Genomic DNA, 17,870 nt, shown 5'->3' with positions numbered 1-17,870 from the left:
ACCCCGCTGTCGGCAGTGGTCCAGACCGACGCGGTCGACGAACTGCCGCCGACGATCAGCCCGGTCGGACGCCCGGTCGCCGACGGTGTCCGGCGCGCGGTGTTCGGCGTCCTGCCCATCCGTTCGGCGGATGTCTTCCACGGCCTCGACGTCGATCTCCCGATCGCCGGGCCGACCACGACGGTCGCGACGGTCCATGACCTGTCCGTGCTCGACATGCCGTCCGCATCGAGCAGGTTCCGCGCCGCAGGCGAATCCGTACTCGTCCGCACGTCGCTTCGACGCGCCGACGTGCTGATCGCCGTGTCCGAGTTCACCGCCGAACGGATCCGCGAGACGTGCGGCCGTGACGCATATGTCACCGAACTCGCGCCCGCGGAGTGGGCCCGTCCACCGTCGGACGCCGACATCGAGCGGGTCCGGGCGAAATACGATCTGCCCGAACGCTTCGTGATGCAGATCGGTACCGTCGAACCCCGCAAGAACGTGGAACTGGTGGCCGCGGTCGCGCGACGTCTCGACATCCCGTGTGTGCTCGGTGGCGCCGGCTCGACGGGACCCGATGCGCCGTCGTCGGCGGTGGGTCTCGGTTACGTCGACGTCGAGGACCTGCCGTCGCTCTACGCCGCAGCGACCGTGACCGCCTACGCCTCCTTCTACGAGGGTTACGGCCTGCCGCCCGTCGAGGCGATGGCCTGTGGGGGCGCCGTCGTCGCGAGCGCGGTGGGCGCGCTCCCCCAGGTGGTCGGGAACGGCGCCACCCTCGTCGGAGGCCATGACGAGGACGATTGGGTCCGCGCCCTCGAACCGCTCGTGCGCGACGATGCCGCACGAAGCGAGCTCGTCGCCGCCGGTACCGCCGTCGCGTCGGCGCTGAGCTGGGACACCACCGCCCGGCGCACGGTCGAGGCCTACCGCGCATCCGGTGTCGACATACCCGCCCGGGAGCGCCGTGAGCCCTGACGTCACCGGCCCGCTGCCGTCCGACGTACTGGTCGAACAGCAGGCCGACGCCGAGTTGGAGACCCGGGCCGGCGGGCCGAAAACGACCGGCGCCGGGAGCGTAGCGAGCGGGCCGAAAATCACCGGCGCCGGGAGCGCAGCGAGCGGGCCGAGAATCACCGACGAACCCGGCCCGCACCCCGCCTCGGACGCGCGGGCCGCCACGCGGGCGACGATCGCGATGCTGGTGAGTCGTCTGATGATCGCGGCTCTGGGCTGGGCCGGAAGCGTTCTCATCGCGCGGACCCTGTCCCCCCAGGACTGGGGTACCTATTCGTTCGTGTTCGCCCTCCTCGGGTTGACCGCGATCTTCACCGACCTCGGGGTGGGCCGCGCCGTGATGGCCCGGCTCATCTCCGGCGATCCCGACGACGTGGCCAAGACGTCCTCGGCGTTCATCGCGCTGCGGCTGGTACTCGGCCTCCTCGGCTACCTGATCGCCGTCGCCTACGTGATCGTGCTGCAGTATCCCGGCGACGTCGTCCGCGCGACCGCCGTCGCGGGTCTCGTCGTCGTGTTCGCCACGCCCGCACAGGCTCTCACGGTCATCTTCCAGAGTCGGCACCGCCTGCTGCTCACCGCCATCGCCGAGAGCCTGGGACAGGTACTGCAGCTGGCCCTGACGATCGCCGCCGTGCTGGTCGCGCCGGCGCTCCTGGTGTTCGTGCTCGCCCCGGTCGCGAACGAGATCTTGTCGCTGGTCATCAAGGTCGTCGGGATCATGCGCCGGTCGTCGGGGTTGCGCCCGTCGCGGGTCGTCGAGTGGTCGCGCTGGCGACCGATGCTCTCCGATGCCCTTCCGCTCGCACTCGGCCTGGCCCTGACCATCGCGCTGCAGAAGGTCGACGTCCTGCTGTTGAGCCTGCTCGACTCGCTCGACGCGGTCGGCATCTACAGCATCGGCTACAAGTTCTCCGACATCATGGACACCCTCATCCTCGCCGCGATCGGCCCCATCAGCACCCTGCTGGTCGCCGCCTGGCCGAGCCAGGCGGCGGTCCTGCGTCAGCGGTGCCGGAGCGCGGCCGCCGTCTTCGCCGCGAGTGGCGCCGTGGCCGTGGCCGCCTTCTGGCCGAGCGCCGAACCCATCATCGGACTTCTGTACGGGGATCGATTCGTCGTCGGCGCCGACGCCGCCCGACTGCTCGTCCTGGGCGCCGCGATCACCGCCTTCATCGTGCTCGGCATCTTCCTGCTCGCATCGACCGGTCACGCGAAGCGGTACCCGTGGATCGCGATCGGCGGCCTGGCGCTCAACGTCGGACTCAACGTGATCCTCATCCCGCGGTACTCCTATGACGGGGCCGCGATCTCCACCGTCGTCACGTTCGCCGTCGCGGCGGTGGCGCTGTGGGTGGTGATCGGCCGGACCCTGCCGATCACCGGACTCCTCCCACTCGGCACGCTCATCACACTGGTCTCGTTGACCGCCGGCGCGTGCGCGCTCGGGGTCTGGGTCGCGCATTCCGTGCCCTGGCCGATCGTCTCGGCCGGGGCGGCGCTGATCGTCGCCGCTCCCGCTGTTCTGCTGATCCGGGCGGTGACCGCGCCTCCCGGCCGACACACGAAGGTGGCCCGATGAGCCGTCCCGCGTCCGAGTACACGATCGTCTTCGTCGCCCACACCGGTCAGGTCTCCGGCGCCGAGAAGGTGATGCTCGATCTCATCGACGTCGCGGTCGGCCGAGGCCACCGGGTACGAGTCGTCAGTCCCGACGGCCCGCTTCCCGGGCGACTCCCGGCCGGGGTGGATCACGTGGCCATCCCCCCACTCGGCCTCAGCGGCGAGCGCGGCGTGGCGCGTCTGGCGGGTGCAGGCCGACTGGTCGTCGACTGGGTCCGGGCCGGACGCATCCTGCGCCGGGTGTCGCGGACGACCGGCGCCTCGACGATCGTCAACTCGTTGTTCGCGCTCCCCGCGGCACGCATCGCCCGTCCCACGGGCCGCGTCTCGTGGCTCGTCCACGACACCCTGTCGTCGGGCCGGCAGCGCGCGGTCCTGCGCGTCAGCGCACCCGTGATCCGGCGCGCGGTGTCGGTGTCGGAGGCGACAGCGGTCCCCCTCGCCGAACTCGGTCTGCCGGTCGTGGTCGCCTACAACGGGGTGACCTGGCCGGTCGACGCCCTGCCGGCCGATCTGCACGACCCGCCGGTGGTCGGGATGCTGGCCCTGCTGACCCCGTGGAAGGGGCATGCCGTGGCGCTCGACGCTGTCGCCGCACTGCCGGACGTCGACCTCGAGTTCGCCGGCGGATCGTTTCCCGGGGACGCCGATCATGTTGCCGCGCTACGGGATCGGGCCGGGGAACCCGACCTCGCCGGACGCGTCCGGTTCCTCGGTCACACCGACCTACGGGCCGCGCTCCAACGGTGGGATGTCGTGCTCTCGGCGAGCGTGACACCGGAGGCCGGGCCGCTGTCGGTCCTCGAGGCGATGGCCTACGGAAAACCCGTCATCGGCACCGATCACGGCGGCACCACCGAGTTCCTGCGTGACGGTGCCGGGGTCCTCGTCCCACCGTCGGATCCCGCCGCGCTGGCCGCCGCGATCAACCGCGTCCTCGGGGACGCCGACCTGCGCCGTTCGCTGACCGCGGAGGCTCGTCGTCGAATCGCCGACGGTCACGACAAGTCGGCGACCTTACCGCGTATGCTCGACGAGTTGTTGTCCGGCCGAGGAGAAGTCCGCGGCCGGGCCCTGTGACGCCCGAGGCGCGTCTCGTCAGATAGGCACCATCCATGACACCGTCCCTGCACGGTCGGGCCACCCGGTCGGCACTCGCGTACGTGTGCATCCTCATCGCAACCCTCGCCGCCATCGTGTGGGTGCGCAGCGATGCCCATTCGGCACCGACCGCGTGTTCACTCGCAGGAGGGGATCGCCAGGTCGCCGCCTCCCCGGGCGCCTCCTTGCTCGGCGCGTCGGATGCGGACCTCAATCGAGAGCTGTCGGTCGCCAAGGATCTCGGCATGTGGGCGGTGCGCCTCGACGTGGACTGGTCGGTCGTCGAACCGCGGCGCGGACAACGCAACTGGGCCCCGATCGACCGGGTCGTCAACGCCGTCGTCGCGCACGGCATGTGCCCGCTGGGCCTGGTGACCTACACCCCGTTGTGGGCGGCGCGCGCGTCCGACTTCCCCCGCAACAGCCACTACCGTCCCGCCGACCCCGCCGTCTTCGCCTCCTTCGCCGCGGCCGCGGCGCAGCGGTACGCCGACTCGATAGCCGTCTGGGAGATCTGGAATGAGCCGAACCTGGCGAGCTACTGGCTCCCGCGCGCGAACGCCGGGGAGTACGGCCGTCTGCTCACCGCGTCGTACGCCGCCATCAAGAGCGCGGTCCCGGGCGCCGCGGTGATTTCCGGCGGCCTCGCGCCCGGCACCGACAACGGCCGCGACATCGCGCCGCTGACGTTCGTGCGCTCGCTGTATCAGGGCGGGTACAACCAGTCCCTGGACGCGCTGAGCGTGCATCCGTACACGTACCCGGCGCTGCCCAACGACCCGGCTGCCGCGTCGTGGAGCACCGCGGCGCGGATGTGGGACATGCGCGATGTGATGGTCGCGGCGGGTGACGGCGGCAAGAAGATTTGGATGACCGAGTTCGGCGCGCCGACCGGTACCGGCACCAACGCCGTCACCGAAGAGGTTCAGGCGCAGAGCATTGCGATCGCCATCGGCGCCCAGACCGACGCGCCCTGGCTCGGTCCGCTGTTCGTGTATTCGCTTCGGGACGCCGGCACCGATCCGAACAACCTCGAACACAACTTCGGGGTGGTCCGTCGCGACTGGTCCCCGAAGCAGGCGTACACGATGCTCGCGGGCCGGTGACGCGCGAGATCGTCTCTCGCACACGCGCCACGCCCGCCCGCGTCGACCACCGTCGCCGACATCGTTGGTTATGGTGAACTGACAGCTGATCGAGCACTGCATTGTCCGGGGATGGTCGGGGGGCATCCGACACCACAGGAGATACGCGCGTGACCTCCAGCTTCGATGCCGCCGGGCGACGCGATGCGCCGCCCTCGGTAGACCTGTTCGGACACTTCCGTGATCTCGCCCGTGTCGCCCTCCCGGCGATCCTGATCGGCATCATCGTCGGTGCGTCGGTGTTCGCGCTGCGGACCGCGCTGGTCCCGAAGGAGTATTCGGCCACGGTCGTCGCCGAGATCACGCCGGCCGGCACGATCATCCCCGGCGACGCCTTCGTCGAACAGCTGCGCGCGCCGTTCGTGGCGCTGTCCACCGACGAGAACGTCCTGCAGCAGGTGCTGACGCAGGTGGACACGGGCTGGACCGCCGGCGAGTTGAGTTCGCACGTCACCACGACACCGGGAACGGCACCCACGCTGATGGATGTCACCGCCACGGCGCCGACGAGCCGGCAGGCCGAGGACGTGGCCCGCGCGATGGTCACCGCCATCTCCGCCGCATCCCTGTCCACCCACGCACGCGACATCACCCGGCAGATCGACCAGTTGCGCGCGCAGGTGACCGCCGAGCGGGTCCGCAACCGCGCACTGCCCGACCGCAGTGACGCCAAGGTCGAATCCGACGCCACGCTCGCCGATCTCGACTCGCAGCTCACCCGCCTGCAGAACTCGTCGTCGGACACGCTCACGATCCTCGCGGCGCCAACGGTGAGCGAGGTCCCCGTCAGCCCCAAGCCCGCTCAGGAGGCTGCGGTCGCCGGGATCGCCGCGACGATCGTCGCGGCCGAACTGCTCGTACTGTTCCGCGGGCGGGTCGGTCGCAGGCCGAATCCGATCTGGGCCCGCCGCGCCGCCCATCGGTACGGCGCGCACCTCACCTACGGACGGCGCGGTGAACCGGCGTTGCCGTCGACTCTGCTGCCCGCGTTCGCGCAACGCCATCGCCGTGCACAGACCGCGGTGATCCTCACGGGTGAGCATGTCGACGCCGATCGCCTGATCACCGATCTCGTCCCACCCACGGACGACACGGCGACCGGACATCGTCTGCGCGTCGACCGGCACCCCCTCACCGGGGCCTGGTGGCAGCACGTCGACCCGGGCGATCTCGCGCTCGCGGTCGTCGTCGTGTCGACGTCGGGGCGCGATCGCAAGGCCGCCGAACAGGCCCTGTCGCAGCTCGCGACCATCGGGTCGACCCGGCATCTGATCGTGCAGCGCACGGGAAAGCAGCCTCTCGCGCCTGCCCTGTCCACCTCCGCAGACGTGATCCCCGTCGAGAGTGCCGGGGACACGACCGCCACCAGAACCGAGGCCGCCGAACCCATGACACCTGCTGTACCGCACGATGATCGCGACATCAGCCCGCCCGATCCGGACCGGTTCCGGGCCGCGCCGGGAGACGTGGGCAGCAATGCCCGCTGACCGCATCGCCGTCGTTCACGAACGACTCACGGAGATAGCCGGATCCGAGCACGTCGTCGAACAATTGGCCGCCACGTGGCCGCGCGTCGAGGTGCATGCGCCGATCGCCCGGACCTCGGGTATCCCGGCCGGGCTGACCGACCCGCCGATCACCTCGTCGCTGAATCGTGCGTATCGCCTGCTCGGTGAGCGCAGCTACGCGCCGCTGCTCCCGTTGATGCCGTTGGCATTCCGGCGGATGCCGCTGCGGGATGCCGACGCGGTCGTCACCAGTCATCATGCCTTCGCCACCCAGGCCGTACACGCGACGAAGGCCCCCGTCATCGCCTACGTGCACAGCCCGGCCCGCTGGGCGTGGGACCCGACGCTGCGGGCCGGAGAAGGAGGTGGCGCCGCCGGAGCCGCGATCCTGTCGGCTCTGTCGGTGGTCGCCCGGCGCTGCGAGGTCGGCGCCGCTCCCCGCCTCCACACGGTCGTCGCGAACTCCTCGGCGGTCGCCGAACGCATCCGCGAGCAGTGGGGCCGCGACTCGGTCGTCGTGCACCCGCCGGTCGACCTCGACGGCTTCACCCCCGATCCGGCGGTGCCGCGCGAGGACTTCTATCTCCTGGCCGGCCGGCTGGTCCCGTACAAGCGGCCCGACCTCGCCATCGCGGCCGCCGCCCGCGCCGACGTCCGGCTCGTCGTCGCCGGGGACGGCCGGGCAATGGACCAGTGCCGTGGACTCGCCGGGCCGAAGACGACTTTCCTCGGCCGGGTCCCGCACGACACCCTGCTGAACCTGCATCGCAGCGCACGGGCCGTCCTGATGCCGGGTATCGAGGACTTCGGCATCGTGCCCGTCGAGGCGATGGCCACCGGTACCCCCGTCATCGCACTCGGGGAGGGCGGCGCGCTCGACACCGTCGTACCCGGATCGACCGGCGTGCTCATCGAGCCGGGTACCGACGACGAGATCGTCGAACGACTGGCGGCCTCGTTACGCGACTTCGCCGTCGACGACTTCGACCGCTCCGAGATCCGGTCCTGGGCCGAACGATTCCGGCGCGAACGGTTCCGCGACGAGATGCGTGAGGTCGTTGATGCTGCGCTCTAGGGAATCCCGGCCAGCCGGAGTACAGCGCGCATCCGTCCTGGACCGTGCGCTGGCCACCTCCCGCACGATCTCGGTGACCGGTCCGATGGCACCGCTGGACCTCGAGGTCGTCCGTACGCGACTGACCCGGGCGTGGACGCCTGCGTCGCGACTCACCCTCGTCCCCGACCCGGCGTCGGCGAGCTGGAGGCACGACGTCGAGACCCGTCCCGAGGTCGTCGAGCGTCTCGACCTCGCCGATCTGCCGGTCGGCGACCTCATGACACGCCTGCGCAACCGCCCCGAACCGCTTCCCCGGCTCGAGGTGCTGGTGTGCGGACAGTGGCTGGTCATCGACCACACCCACGGGATGGGTGACGGCCGACTCGGCGTCGAGCAAATCGCCGGCGTCGCCAGCCGTCACGACTTCCCGATGACCGAACGATTCGAACGGTCGTTGCCGTCCGACGCGGCGTGGCGGGCCCTGCGTCGGCATGTGCTGCGGCATCCGCGCCGTCTCCGCGAGATCGCGCGTCTGCGCGCCGACAACGCGGCATCGACCACCGAGGCGCCGAGGCGCACGATCGACGACTGGCACTCCACCCGCTGCGCCGTCACGGCCGCGATGCGTCCGGGTCAGACGGCCGAACTCAAGCGTGCGATCGCCGACACGGGCGTCCGGATGTCGTCGGCGGCCGTGACCGTCGCACTGTGGCGCGCCGCGCTGTCCGCCCAGGGGGTCTCGCTCGACGACCGCACCCAGATCCTGTTCGACTGCCGCCGTTATCTCGACGCCGAGCATGCCGAGGACCACGGGAACTTCGCAGTGGGCATCCCGCTGCGTTTCCCGCCCAACGCGACGCCGACCGAGATCGGGGACCGGATTCGCGCGGTCGCCGAGTCGGGTTGGCCCGCAGCGATCTTGGCCGCCGGTGAATTGCGGGCGCGGTTACGCCCGCCGACGTCGGGCGCGGAGACGGCGCCATCCCGCACCGATGTGCCCGACCGGTTACGACTGTCGGTCAGCGATCTGGGTCGGATCGGGATCTTCGGCGACCTTCCGTGGGAGCCCGCGTCGGCATCGCACCACCTCTTCGCCTACGTCGAACCGGACGGTCCTGATGCGGCGAGCATGCTCGTCAGCGAGATCGACGGTTCACGCAGCTTCACCACGACGTTCTGCAGCGACTTCGTCGGGCGTCCGGTGATCGAGGCGGCCCTCGATCATCTCTGTGAGGATCCGGTGTCCCTGCTGGATCAGCTGCTCACGCGGTCATGAGGGTGACGTCGCGGCGCGCCGGGCGCTTGTCCACTCCCGCGCTCGTGGCCCTCCTCCTCGTCACCGTCCTGCTCGCCGCCGCCTGCTCATCGCCCTCCGGGCCCGGGTCCTCCGACGGCACGTCGTCGGACTTCGCGGCACCCCCCGGGGCGTCGGCAGGCGACCTCGTCGGCGACCCCATGCCGACCGACGCCTACATCGCGCTGCGGCGCATCGTCGACCGCACCGTGCGGTTCCGCTATCTGTCCACCGATCCGGCCGGCGGCGAGCTGGTTCCGGTCTCGGCGGCCGTGTTCGTGCCGCGCGGACGGGCACCGGCGGGTGGGTGGGAGATCCTCGCGGTCGGTCACCCGACGACGGGCACCGCGGGCAACTGCGCACCGTCGCTCTACGGCAACCTGCTGGGCACCGTCGAGCTCATCGCGTCGTTGCTCGAGCAGGGGTTCGTCGTCGTGCAGACCGATTACCAAGGACTGGGCACGCCGGGACCCCACCGTTACCTCGACCCGGCGCCGGCGGCGAACAACATCATCGATTCGGTCCGGGCGACCCGGGCGGTCGTCGACGGCACCAGCGACCGATGGTGGGGCTTCGGGGTCTCGCAGGGCGGGCACGCGATCTTTCACGCCAACGAGATCGCCGACACCTACGGACGTGGCCTGCGCCTGCAGGGGACGGTGAGCATGAGTCCCGCGCTCGACGTCGCGCCCCTGGCCGACGCGATGGCCGCCGGGACCCTCACGCCCGAACAGATCGCCTTCCTGCCGCTGGTGCTGACCGGATTGAAGGCGAAGCATCCCGAACTCATCATCGACGACTATGTGCACGGGCCCCTGCTCGAGGCCTTCGGGGTGTTCCTCGAGTGCAACGACGACGCGATCGTGCAGAAGCAGGCCGTTGTCGAAGAAACTCGACCCGAGGACTATCGGCCCGTCGACGACGCGGCCACCGACCGGTTGCGACGCTGGCTACGGGACGTGAGTCTCCCTACCGGCCGGGCCTCGGCTCCGATGCTGGTGGCCTACAGTGATTCGGACGACGTCATCCCCGCCCCGTGGACAGCGGCGGCCATCGACCGAGGGTGCCGCCTGGGTGATGTGATCACTGCGATCAGGGTCCGCAATCAGCCGCACGGCATACTCGACATCGGCTCGGCGGCGACCGACTGGGTCAAGGCCGTGCGATCAGGACGACGACCGCCGAACACCTGCGCGTGAGTCGTGAGCGTGTGCCCGGCCGGCCCAGGCAGCGAGAGGAGCGAGGATGAGTGTGAGCCCCGAAGACGGTGAGAACACGGTGAGCCCCGTCGACGCCCCCGCTCCCGAGTCCGCGACGGCCCCGGATGCCGAACAACTGGCCGCACTCTTCGACACTTCATCCGAGGCCGGACTGCTCGCCGTACTCGAGGCGGTCCGCGGACGCAATCCCGAGATGGCGAGATCTCTGCGCGCCATCCTGGCCGATCCCGAGCGCATGCGCGCCCTCAAGGACAGCGGGCTCCTCGACGACCCACCCACCCACGATCTCGACGAGACGATCAGGCTCACGATCGACGCCGTGGGGGTTCCGCACGTCGCGGTCAATCTCATCACCCCGGAGGAGCAGGCGACCGCAGCCATCGCGTTCCGCTCGGGAGACCCTGATGGGCCCAGCACCCGAACGCTGGTCAACTCCCTGTGTGTCCTGCCGGTCGTGAGCGGTTCACCGCTGATCATCGACGACATCGCCGACCATGCGCTGCTCGCCGATCATCCGACCGCCGTCAGCGGTGAGGTCACCTCCTACCTGGGCATCCCGCTCGCCGACGAGGACGGACATGTCATCGGCACGTTCTGCGCCTGGGATTCCGAACCGCACCACTGGTCCTCGTCCGAGGTCCAGCTCATGTCCGATCTCTCGATCCTGGTCCAGGAACTCATCTTCGGACGCTGACCCCGGCTGGGCAGCCCCGTGACCTGGTAGTGAGCATTCGGTGCTCGACACGTGCCCGGTAGGCCCACACGAGCCCCTCGGGTGCACCTACAATCTTCGGGAGCGGGGGGCTGTTCTTCGGATGGAGTGGACTTGTCGACCCGTGTATCGCAGGCCGAGATCCCGCAGACGACGACGCGTGCCCCGGTGTCCGCGCCGCCCAGCGGCCGGCGCACCTTCCACGAGCTGATCCGCGACGATCCCCTGAGCACGATGGTGACCGTGTCGATCGACGTGGTCTCCGCGGCGATCGCAGTGGCGATGGGGATCTGGTGGGTGAACAGCGGCAGCGGCGCGAACCCCCCGCTGTGGACGCTGGTCCTGTTCGTCCCGATCCTGGTGGTCATCTTCTCGGTGCGCGGCGTGTACCGCCGAGGGCTGAACCGCCGCTTCCTCGACGAGGTCGGCCGGGTCATGACCGGGTGCACGATCGCCGCGATGATCCTGCTGTGCTCGCTACTTCTCTCCTACTCCGACGACAGACCCGGCGCCGCGGTCACCAAGGTGTGGGTGTCGGCGCTGTTCTGGGTTCCGTTCGGTCGTCTGATCCGCGACATCATCCAGCGGAACCTGCGCAAGAACGGCCACCTGCTGTCCCCGACGCTGATCATCGGCGACGGGCCGATCACCGCACAGGTCGTGGGCCGCATGGTGTCTGCCCCGGAGCACGGCCTCCGGCCGGTGGGCATCCTGGCGGCCGGCGCACCGCCCCGCGCCGATCGGGACGAGGGTCCCACCAACGAGATCGCACAGCTGGGCGGGGTGGATGAGCTCGACGACGCGATCCGGGCCACGAAAGCCGAGGTCCTGGTGGTGGCGTTCGCGGTCACCAATGTGGAGAGGCTCACGGCCGCCGTCCGCATCGCCCATCGGCACGGCGTCAAGGTGTGGATCGTGCCGCGGATGTTCGACGTCGTCGGCCGCCGCAGCCGGGTCGACCACATCGGCGGACTTCCCCTGATGTCGGTTCCGCACACCAACCCGCGCGGGTGGCAGTTCCGCACCAAACACATCGGGGACCGCGTGGTCGGAGCCCTGATCCTGGCGGCGATCTCGCCGCTGTTCCTCACACTCATGCTGTTGGTCCGGTTGAGCTCCCCCGGGCCGATCTTCTTCGCGCAACCGCGGGTGGGGCGCAACGCGCGGGTGTTCGACTGCCTGAAGTTCAGGTCGATGCGACCCGAGGATCCCGACGCGGAGAAGTTCCGGCCCACCGAGGGCAGTGCACCCGGCGGCGTCGAAGGCGTCGACCGCCGCACCAAGATCGGCAAGATCATGCGGTCGACGTCGATGGACGAATTGCCTCAGTTGCTCAACGTGATCCGCGGGGACATGAGCCTCGTCGGTCCACGACCCGAGCGTCCGGAGTACGTCTCGCTGTTCGACGTGCAGATCCGACGGTACGGCGAACGTCACCGCGTGAAAGCCGGTGTCACCGGGTGGGCGCAGGTGCACGGCCTCCGCGGTCAGACCTCCATCGCCGACCGCGCCGAGTGGGACAACTATTACATCGAGAACTGGTCGCTGTGGCTCGACGTCAAGATCCTCCTCCTGACCGTGCTCGCGGTGCTCAAGAAGGCGGAGTGAGTCGAGTCCGCACCCTCAGGGTGACGGGCGCCGCGTGTCATACGCTGCGCGATACGGGACGCGACCCCGGTCGTCCCGGACGGTGACGATGAGTGTGCGGACGACAACGGCGAGCAGGATGATGCCGCTGACGATCGCGAGTAGTAGTGCGGTCATGTCGACCTCCTGACGCTGGAATGTGCTGTGTGGGCTGACCTTTCGTCGATCACGTGCGGTGGATGCCGGCTGGGCATCGGTGGACGCGATGGCCCGCTCATGGTGGCGTGAGGGCGCCTCTCGGCGCCACTGATTTTCCGGCAACGCGGCTCGCCCATCCCCGGATCGAGCGACAACCGCATGTCCGACCCCGCGGGCCGCGAGCCGGTACGGGCACCGATTCGGTAGGCCCGCATGGACATCCATCGCGCCTGAAACTACTCTTGTTAGGTCCGTTCAGGCAGCGTGGAGAGGTGGGACATGGCACGGCCGTCCAAGCCGTTGATCAGCCGCAAGGCGGCCGTGATGGCGTCCATCGAGATCATCGACTCCGAGGGACTCGAGGCGTTCAGCCTGCCGCGGCTCGCGAAACACCTCGGGGTCCGCGCGCCGTCGCTCTATCACCATTTCGACGACAAGAACGAGATCCTCACCGAGGTCGCCCGCTACATCGCGGGCACCGCCGTCCGGCGACCGCGGATGAACCCCGGACCCGACTGGCCCGAGTTCTTCGTGGCGCTGGCGCTGAATTTCCGGCAGTCGATCCTGCGCCATCGCAACGCCGCCCCGGTCCTGCTGCAGCATCTCCCGCGTGATCTCTTCACGTCGACCTACGAGGACACCGCGCAGTTCCTGCTGGATTCCGGCGTTCCGGTGGATCTGCACGTCCGCATCCTCGACGGGATGGAGACCCTGTCGATCGGCGCGGTCCTGATGGAAGCCATGCGCCCGCCGCGCCCCAAGTCGGCGATCTTCCCGAATGTCTCCGCGGAGTCGCAGCCTCTTCTCGCTCAGGCACTCTCGAGCAACGATCTCACCCAGCGCCAGCTCTTCGAGGGGATCGTGCGCAGCTTTCTGCACGGGATCATCCGTGATCACGATCTGCCTGCACCGGATGCGGAGCCCGCCGCCGCGGGATGACCGGAGTCGAGGGGCGCCGTGACACCCGCCCCTCGCCCAGCACCGTTCGACGATCACAGATCGAGTACGAGCCTCGGTGTGCAGCTCCGGGACACGCACACCATCATGCAGTCGTTCGCAGCCTGCTCGTCCTCGGACAGCACCGAGTCGCGATGGTCCGGCACGCCGTCGAGCACAACCTGTTCACAGGTGCCGCAGGTGCCTTCCCGGCAGGAGAAGTCGACATCGATACCGTCGTCGAGCAGCGCGTCGAGCACCGACTTGTCGGCCGGCACCGTGACGCTCCGCCCGCTCTGCTCGAGTACCACCTCGAACGCCTCGGCGGTTGATTCACCATCCTGCGCAACTACTTTGGGGGCGAATCGCTCGACGTGGAGTTCGATGTCCGACCGGCTGCGGCAGACCTCCTCGATTGCGACGAGAAGCGGTTCCGGTCCGCAGCAGTAGACGGCAGTTCCGGCCGGGACCTCGGCGACGGCCCGAGCGAGATCCAGGAGTCCGTATTCGTCCTGGGGTCGTAGCGCGACATGCTCGGGATGTTGTTGCGCCAGCGCCTCGCCGAAAGCCATCCCGGCCGCGGTACGGCCGCCGTAGAGCAACGTCCAGTCCGCACCCCGCGCGTGCACCTCGTCGATCATCGGCTTCAGTGGGGTGATCCCGATCCCACCCGCGACGAAGAGATAGGCCGGCGCATCCACGAGCGGAAAGTTGTTGCGCGGCCCCTTGACCGCGATCAGCTCTCCCACGGTGAGTTCGTCGTGGACCCGCGACGATCCACCGCGGCCGGCAGGCTCACGCAGCACCGCGACGCGCAGCCGGTCCCGATCGGTCACCTCGCCGCACAACGAATACTGACGGATCAGATCGGGTCCCAGGATGAGATCCAGGTGCGCGCCGGGTTCCCATGCGGGAAGCGGATTCCCGTCCGGGTCGACGAGAGTGAGCGACACGACCCCATCGGCCTCCACCTGTTTGTCGGCGATCTGCAACTTGGCATCGTCGAGGAACTCGGTGGCGGTCACAGGCTCACTCATTCGGATTTCCCATTCTCACAACGATTGTCACCAGGCGCGGCCGCGTTCATCGGAACGCCGGCGGCGGGCTCGTACTTGTTCCGACCTGGTAGCAGGAGTGCACGTCCTCCTGCTCGAAGGCGAGCAGGCGGCACATGCGCACCGCACCGGCATCGTCCGGATCGATCCGCAACTGGGAGACCTGGATCCCGGCATCGCGTTGCCGCGCCAGCGCCGCCGTCAGCAGCGTCGCCCCGAGTCCGAGACCGCGTGCCTTCTCGGACAGCACAAGCGCATGGACGAGTGCGGTCCGCAGCTCGAGGTGCATCCGGTGTTCGGTGGTGTACCAGACGAATCCGAGGACGACGCCGTTCTCGTCGCGCGCGTCGATGACGGTCCCGCCACCACGGCGGAGGTCCGCGGTCACCCGGTCGTGATGTCGTTCAGGGAGGTCCGCGGCCGCCACAACCTGTGCGATGGCGGGGTCGTCGGCGACGTGGTCGTGCGGGTCACCGAGGGTGACCCCGTCCGCGACCTCGGTCTCGTCGAGAGGCAGTGCGAACGGACCGGCCAGGTGCCGGGCCAGGGTCCACTGCCTGCTCACCGCGGGGATGCCGAATCGTCGCGTCAGTCTGCCCGACGCCGGATGGGTGGCGTACGCCCAGCAGCGAAGTGCGTTGGCTCCGGTGCGTTCCCAGCCGCCCTCACCGACCACGTCGAGGCCGACCTCTTCCACCAGCAGGGTCGTGATCCCGCGCGAACGGTAGTCGGGATGGACGACGTACGACACCGTGCCCACCCCATCGGCGGCGACCGACAGATGAAGGTAGGCCACGATCACCAACGGGACGTCGTCGAGCGGGCTGAGATCGCGCCGGGCCTTGATCGGCAGATGCGCAACGGTCCCGGTGGCGCCACCGACTTCTCGGACGGTGTCGGCGTCGATGGACGAGAATCCGGCCTCTTCGTCGTATTCCGCTGCGTCCTGGACGAGTTGGAGGACTTCGTCGAGTTCGGCACCGGTCAGCTCCGGGCGCCATTCGTAGGTGATCACTGTGCACTCCTGTCAAGCGGGCTGGAGGACCCCGTCGTCGACGAGTCGGCTGTACTCGTCATCGGTGAGTCCCAGGACCCCGACCGCGATCTCGTGGGTGTCGGCACCGGGCAGCGGGGCCGGACGCAACGGCGCGTCGGGTATCGATCCGAAACGGGCGACCCGCACCGCGGTCGGCAGCGACGCCGGCAACATCGGGTGCTCCAACTGGGTGTACGCATCGCGATCGAGAAGGTGTGGGTCGGTGAGCAGTTCGGGGAGGCGGAGCATTGCGCCGGCGGGTACGCCCGCTTCCTGGAGGAGTGTCATCGCCTCGGTCGGCGTACGTTCGGCGAGCCATGCGGCGAGCACCTTGTCCGCCTCGGCGCGGTTCTCGATGCGGTCGGCGCGCCGCCCGAATCGGGGATCGTCGGCGAGGTCGTCGCGTCCGATGACGGCGGCCAGGCCTCGCCACTCGTGGTCGTCGCGGACCGACACCACCACCCACTCGTCATCGCCCGCACAGGGGTACACGCCCGACGGCGCCGCGAAGGAATCGGTGTTGCCCTCGGCCCGTACGGATCCGGGCGACAGCGATTCGCGTGCCAGCTGACCACCGAGGGCGACCAGCGCGGCATCGGCCTGGGCGAGTTCGATGTCGGTGCCGCGCCCGTGCGATCCCCGGGCGATCAGCGCCGCGAGAACGGTCACAGCGCTGACCTGCGCGCCGATGTGGTCGGGATAGACGGTGGACCCGTCACACAGACCGGGATCGTCGTCGGAGTAACGCCAGAGCGACGACACCCCGCACGCCGCGCGGACCAGCGGGCCATACCCGAGCCTGGTGTTCCATGGACCGACGCTGCCGAAAGCGCTTCCCTCGGCGACGATGATCCGCGGATTCACCTCGCGGAGTTCGTCATACCCGATGCCCATCGCACTGAGGGTGCCGGGCTTGAAATTGGCGAGGACCACGTCCGCCTCTGACGCGAGCCGGAGGAAGAGGTCCTTGCCCCCATCGGTCCGCAGGTTCAGTCCCAGCGATCGGCGGTTCCGGTGGCCCCAGGCGACCGACGGCGACAGGGTGTTCGGGCGCTTCGACTGTCGCAGACCGTCGGGGAATTCGCGATTCTCGACCTTGATGACGTCCGCGCCGTGGTCGGCGAACTGCCTGCCGAGCTCGGCCCCGAAGACGACGACGCCGAGATCGAGAACGCGGAGGCCGGCGAACGGGTGGCTACCGGGCGGCTCGCAATCCGTCGACGTCTGCCGAGGCTCCGTACGCGGTGACCAGGCAGGCACCTGCGTGGCGTCGACGCCGGGAACACGATGACGGAATCCGGCTCGCTGCCCGCCGATCCGCGCGTATCCGGAGGGAATCCGCGCACGGACACCCGGGCCGATCTCGGCGTCGACGAGGGTCCCCGCCGCGTCGAAATGGTCGTTGTCGAGGACCTCACCGATGCGAAGGACGCCGCCGATCGGGATGCCCCGGGCCGCCCCTTCGGCGACCAGTTCGTCGCGGGTCCGATCGGCGAACAGCTGCTCGATCAACGGATGCAGCCGGTCTGCCGCGGCGAACCGGGCCGGGATGGTGTCGAAGGCCGGCTCGGCGAACTCGTCGGGTTCGCCGAGCCACGCGAACATCGCACGCCACTGACGCTTGGCCAGCAGGCAGATCCGCACCTGCCCGTCCGCGCATCGAAGGACGGGGTAGAAGTTCGCGGCATCGGGGCGCCCACGCGGGAAGTCGTCGCGCCGACCCGCCGCCGCGGACCCCTGGACGCCGAAGCCGGGGTCGAAGCCGTGGACCACCGACTCGAACGCCGAGATCTCGACCAGTTGCCCGGCTCCGGTGCGGATCCGGTCGAAGTAGGCGAGGAGCGCCGACCACGCGGCATGCACCCCGACCGACTGTTCGACGAGTCCGGGCGGCGGGAGCAGCGGCTCGCGGCCGGGCTCGCCGGAGCGCGACAGCACACCACTCATCGCATAGATCACCGACTCGGTGGCAGTCCAGTTCCGGTACGGGCCGGTTCGACCGAATCCGCTCACGGTGAGGACGACGAGTGCCGGGTGCGCGGCGGCGAGATCGGCCGGGTCGAGACCCGCGCTGCCGGTGGACGACTCGACGACGATGTCGGCCCCGGCGACCAGCTCACCGAATCGGTGCCGTCCGGAGTCGGTGTCGAGGTCGAGGACGACGACATTCTTGTTCGCGTTGTTGAGGGCGAACGGAATGCTCAGGCCGGCCTCGATCGGCTCGGAGCGTCGCGACCGCGATCCGCCCGGACGCTCGACGCGCACCACCTCGGCACCCAGGTCCGCGAGGAACCGGCCGCACGACTCGCCGAGTCCGTCGGTTGCGTCGACGACACGGACGCCGGACAGTGGCAGATCGCTCATGTCACTCCTGTCGGGATTCTCTGCTGGTGATC

General features: G+C 69.5%; 15 protein-coding genes. 11 read left to right on the top strand and 4 right to left on the bottom strand.

Translation table 11 applies throughout. From position 1 onward, the window contains the following. Nucleotides 1–6 precede the first annotated feature (6 nt). The 10 genes from ABIC25_RS19145 to ABIC25_RS19100 all read left to right on the top strand — a co-directional run bounded on the left by ABIC25_RS19145 (nt 7) and on the right by ABIC25_RS19100 (nt 12,270). Complete coding sequence (locus ABIC25_RS19145; protein WP_354562732.1) at nt 7–963, top strand: glycosyltransferase family 4 protein; 957 nt, start codon at nt 7–9, stop codon at nt 961–963. Then, complete coding sequence (locus ABIC25_RS19140; protein ID WP_354562713.1) at nt 953–2,584, top strand: oligosaccharide flippase family protein; 1,632 nt, start codon at nt 953–955, stop codon at nt 2,582–2,584. The genes ABIC25_RS19145 and ABIC25_RS19140 overlap by 11 nt, the downstream gene beginning before the upstream one ends. After that, nucleotides 2,581–3,705: a glycosyltransferase family 4 protein gene (locus tag ABIC25_RS19135; RefSeq protein WP_354562712.1), complete on the top strand. Its 1,125-nt coding sequence runs from the start codon at nt 2,581–2,583 to the stop codon at nt 3,703–3,705. The genes ABIC25_RS19140 and ABIC25_RS19135 overlap by 4 nt, the downstream gene beginning before the upstream one ends. Before the next feature lie 35 nt (nt 3,706–3,740). Continuing rightward, nucleotides 3,741–4,832 carry a cellulase family glycosylhydrolase gene (locus ABIC25_RS19130; RefSeq protein WP_354562710.1) on the top strand — a complete coding sequence of 364 codons (1,092 nt, stop codon included), beginning with the start codon at nt 3,741–3,743 and terminating at the stop codon, nt 4,830–4,832. 149 nt (nt 4,833–4,981) lie between these two features. Further along, nucleotides 4,982–6,358, top strand: a complete 1,377-nt coding sequence (locus ABIC25_RS19125; RefSeq protein ID WP_354562709.1) for a YveK family protein — start codon at nt 4,982–4,984, stop codon at nt 6,356–6,358. Continuing rightward, nucleotides 6,348–7,454: a glycosyltransferase gene (locus ABIC25_RS19120; protein WP_354562707.1), complete on the top strand. Its 1,107-nt coding sequence runs from the start codon at nt 6,348–6,350 to the stop codon at nt 7,452–7,454. The genes ABIC25_RS19125 and ABIC25_RS19120 overlap by 11 nt, the downstream gene beginning before the upstream one ends. Next, complete coding sequence (locus tag ABIC25_RS19115) at nt 7,441–8,712, top strand: hypothetical protein (protein WP_354562705.1); 1,272 nt, start codon at nt 7,441–7,443, stop codon at nt 8,710–8,712. Before ABIC25_RS19120 ends, ABIC25_RS19115 begins: the two co-directional genes overlap by 14 nt. Next, nucleotides 8,709–9,929, top strand: coding sequence for a lipase family protein (locus ABIC25_RS19110; RefSeq protein WP_354562704.1), 1,221 nt, complete (start codon nt 8,709–8,711; stop codon nt 9,927–9,929). The genes ABIC25_RS19115 and ABIC25_RS19110 overlap by 4 nt, the downstream gene beginning before the upstream one ends. 46 nt (nt 9,930–9,975) lie before the next feature. Next, complete coding sequence (locus ABIC25_RS19105; protein ID WP_354562703.1) at nt 9,976–10,644, top strand: GAF domain-containing protein; 669 nt, start codon at nt 9,976–9,978, stop codon at nt 10,642–10,644. Between the two features lie 132 nt (nt 10,645–10,776). Further along, complete coding sequence (locus ABIC25_RS19100) at nt 10,777–12,270, top strand: sugar transferase (protein ID WP_354562701.1); 1,494 nt, start codon at nt 10,777–10,779, stop codon at nt 12,268–12,270. Nucleotides 12,271–12,285: 15 nt separating this feature from the next. On the opposite strand, the gene ABIC25_RS19095 is transcribed toward ABIC25_RS19100, so the two are convergent. Continuing rightward, complete coding sequence (locus tag ABIC25_RS19095; RefSeq protein WP_167550901.1) at nt 12,286–12,426, bottom strand: hypothetical protein; 141 nt, start codon at nt 12,424–12,426, stop codon at nt 12,286–12,288. Between the two features lie 300 nt (nt 12,427–12,726). On the opposite strand from ABIC25_RS19095, the gene ABIC25_RS19090 reads away from it, so the two are divergent. Next, on the top strand, nt 12,727–13,386 hold the full coding sequence (locus ABIC25_RS19090) for a TetR family transcriptional regulator (protein WP_004023593.1): 660 nt from the start codon (nt 12,727–12,729) through the stop codon (nt 13,384–13,386). Between the two features lie 53 nt (nt 13,387–13,439). On the opposite strand, the gene ABIC25_RS19085 is transcribed toward ABIC25_RS19090, so the two are convergent. From ABIC25_RS19085 to ABIC25_RS19075, 3 genes are read right to left on the bottom strand one after another with little or no spacing between them, the layout of a single operon-like run. After that, nucleotides 13,440–14,420 (bottom strand): PDR/VanB family oxidoreductase, encoded by a 981-nt coding sequence (locus ABIC25_RS19085; protein ID WP_239399453.1) that lies wholly within the window; start codon nt 14,418–14,420, stop codon nt 13,440–13,442. 46 nt (nt 14,421–14,466) lie between these two features. Beyond that, entirely contained in the window at nt 14,467–15,453 is a 987-nt protein-coding gene (locus ABIC25_RS19080; protein WP_239399455.1) for a GNAT family N-acetyltransferase, read from the bottom strand. Nucleotides 15,454–15,465: 12 nt separating this feature from the next. Further along, the gene (locus ABIC25_RS19075; RefSeq protein ID WP_354562699.1) at nt 15,466–17,838 is read right to left on the bottom strand and encodes a CaiB/BaiF CoA transferase family protein; all 2,373 of its coding nucleotides are present in this window, start codon (nt 17,836–17,838) and stop codon (nt 15,466–15,468) included. Nucleotides 17,839–17,870: the final 32 nt, after the last annotated feature.

It is taken from the genome of Gordonia sp. PvP123 (assembly GCF_040547295.1).
Taxonomy (GTDB): Bacteria; Actinomycetota; Actinomycetes; order Mycobacteriales; family Mycobacteriaceae; genus Gordonia; species Gordonia terrae.
This window is presented reverse-complemented; position numbering and strand designations above follow the sequence as displayed.

Coding starts and splice junctions, on each gene's coding strand:
- ABIC25_RS19130 (WP_354562710.1), top strand. CDS start 3,741: ATGACACCGTCCCTGCACGGTCGGGCCACCCGGTCGGCACTCGCGTAC.
- ABIC25_RS19110 (WP_354562704.1), top strand. CDS start 8,709: ATGAGGGTGACGTCGCGGCGCGCCGGGCGCTTGTCCACTCCCGCGCTC.
- ABIC25_RS19090 (WP_004023593.1), top strand. CDS start 12,727: ATGGCACGGCCGTCCAAGCCGTTGATCAGCCGCAAGGCGGCCGTGATG.
- ABIC25_RS19115 (WP_354562705.1), top strand. CDS start 7,441: ATGCTGCGCTCTAGGGAATCCCGGCCAGCCGGAGTACAGCGCGCATCC.
- ABIC25_RS19085 (WP_239399453.1), bottom strand. CDS start 14,420: ATGAGTGAGCCTGTGACCGCCACCGAGTTCCTCGACGATGCCAAGTTG.
- ABIC25_RS19075 (WP_354562699.1), bottom strand. CDS start 17,838: ATGAGCGATCTGCCACTGTCCGGCGTCCGTGTCGTCGACGCAACCGAC.
- ABIC25_RS19135 (WP_354562712.1), top strand. CDS start 2,581: ATGAGCCGTCCCGCGTCCGAGTACACGATCGTCTTCGTCGCCCACACC.
- ABIC25_RS19095 (WP_167550901.1), bottom strand. CDS start 12,426: ATGACCGCACTACTACTCGCGATCGTCAGCGGCATCATCCTGCTCGCC.
- ABIC25_RS19120 (WP_354562707.1), top strand. CDS start 6,348: ATGCCCGCTGACCGCATCGCCGTCGTTCACGAACGACTCACGGAGATA.
- ABIC25_RS19105 (WP_354562703.1), top strand. CDS start 9,976: ATGAGTGTGAGCCCCGAAGACGGTGAGAACACGGTGAGCCCCGTCGAC.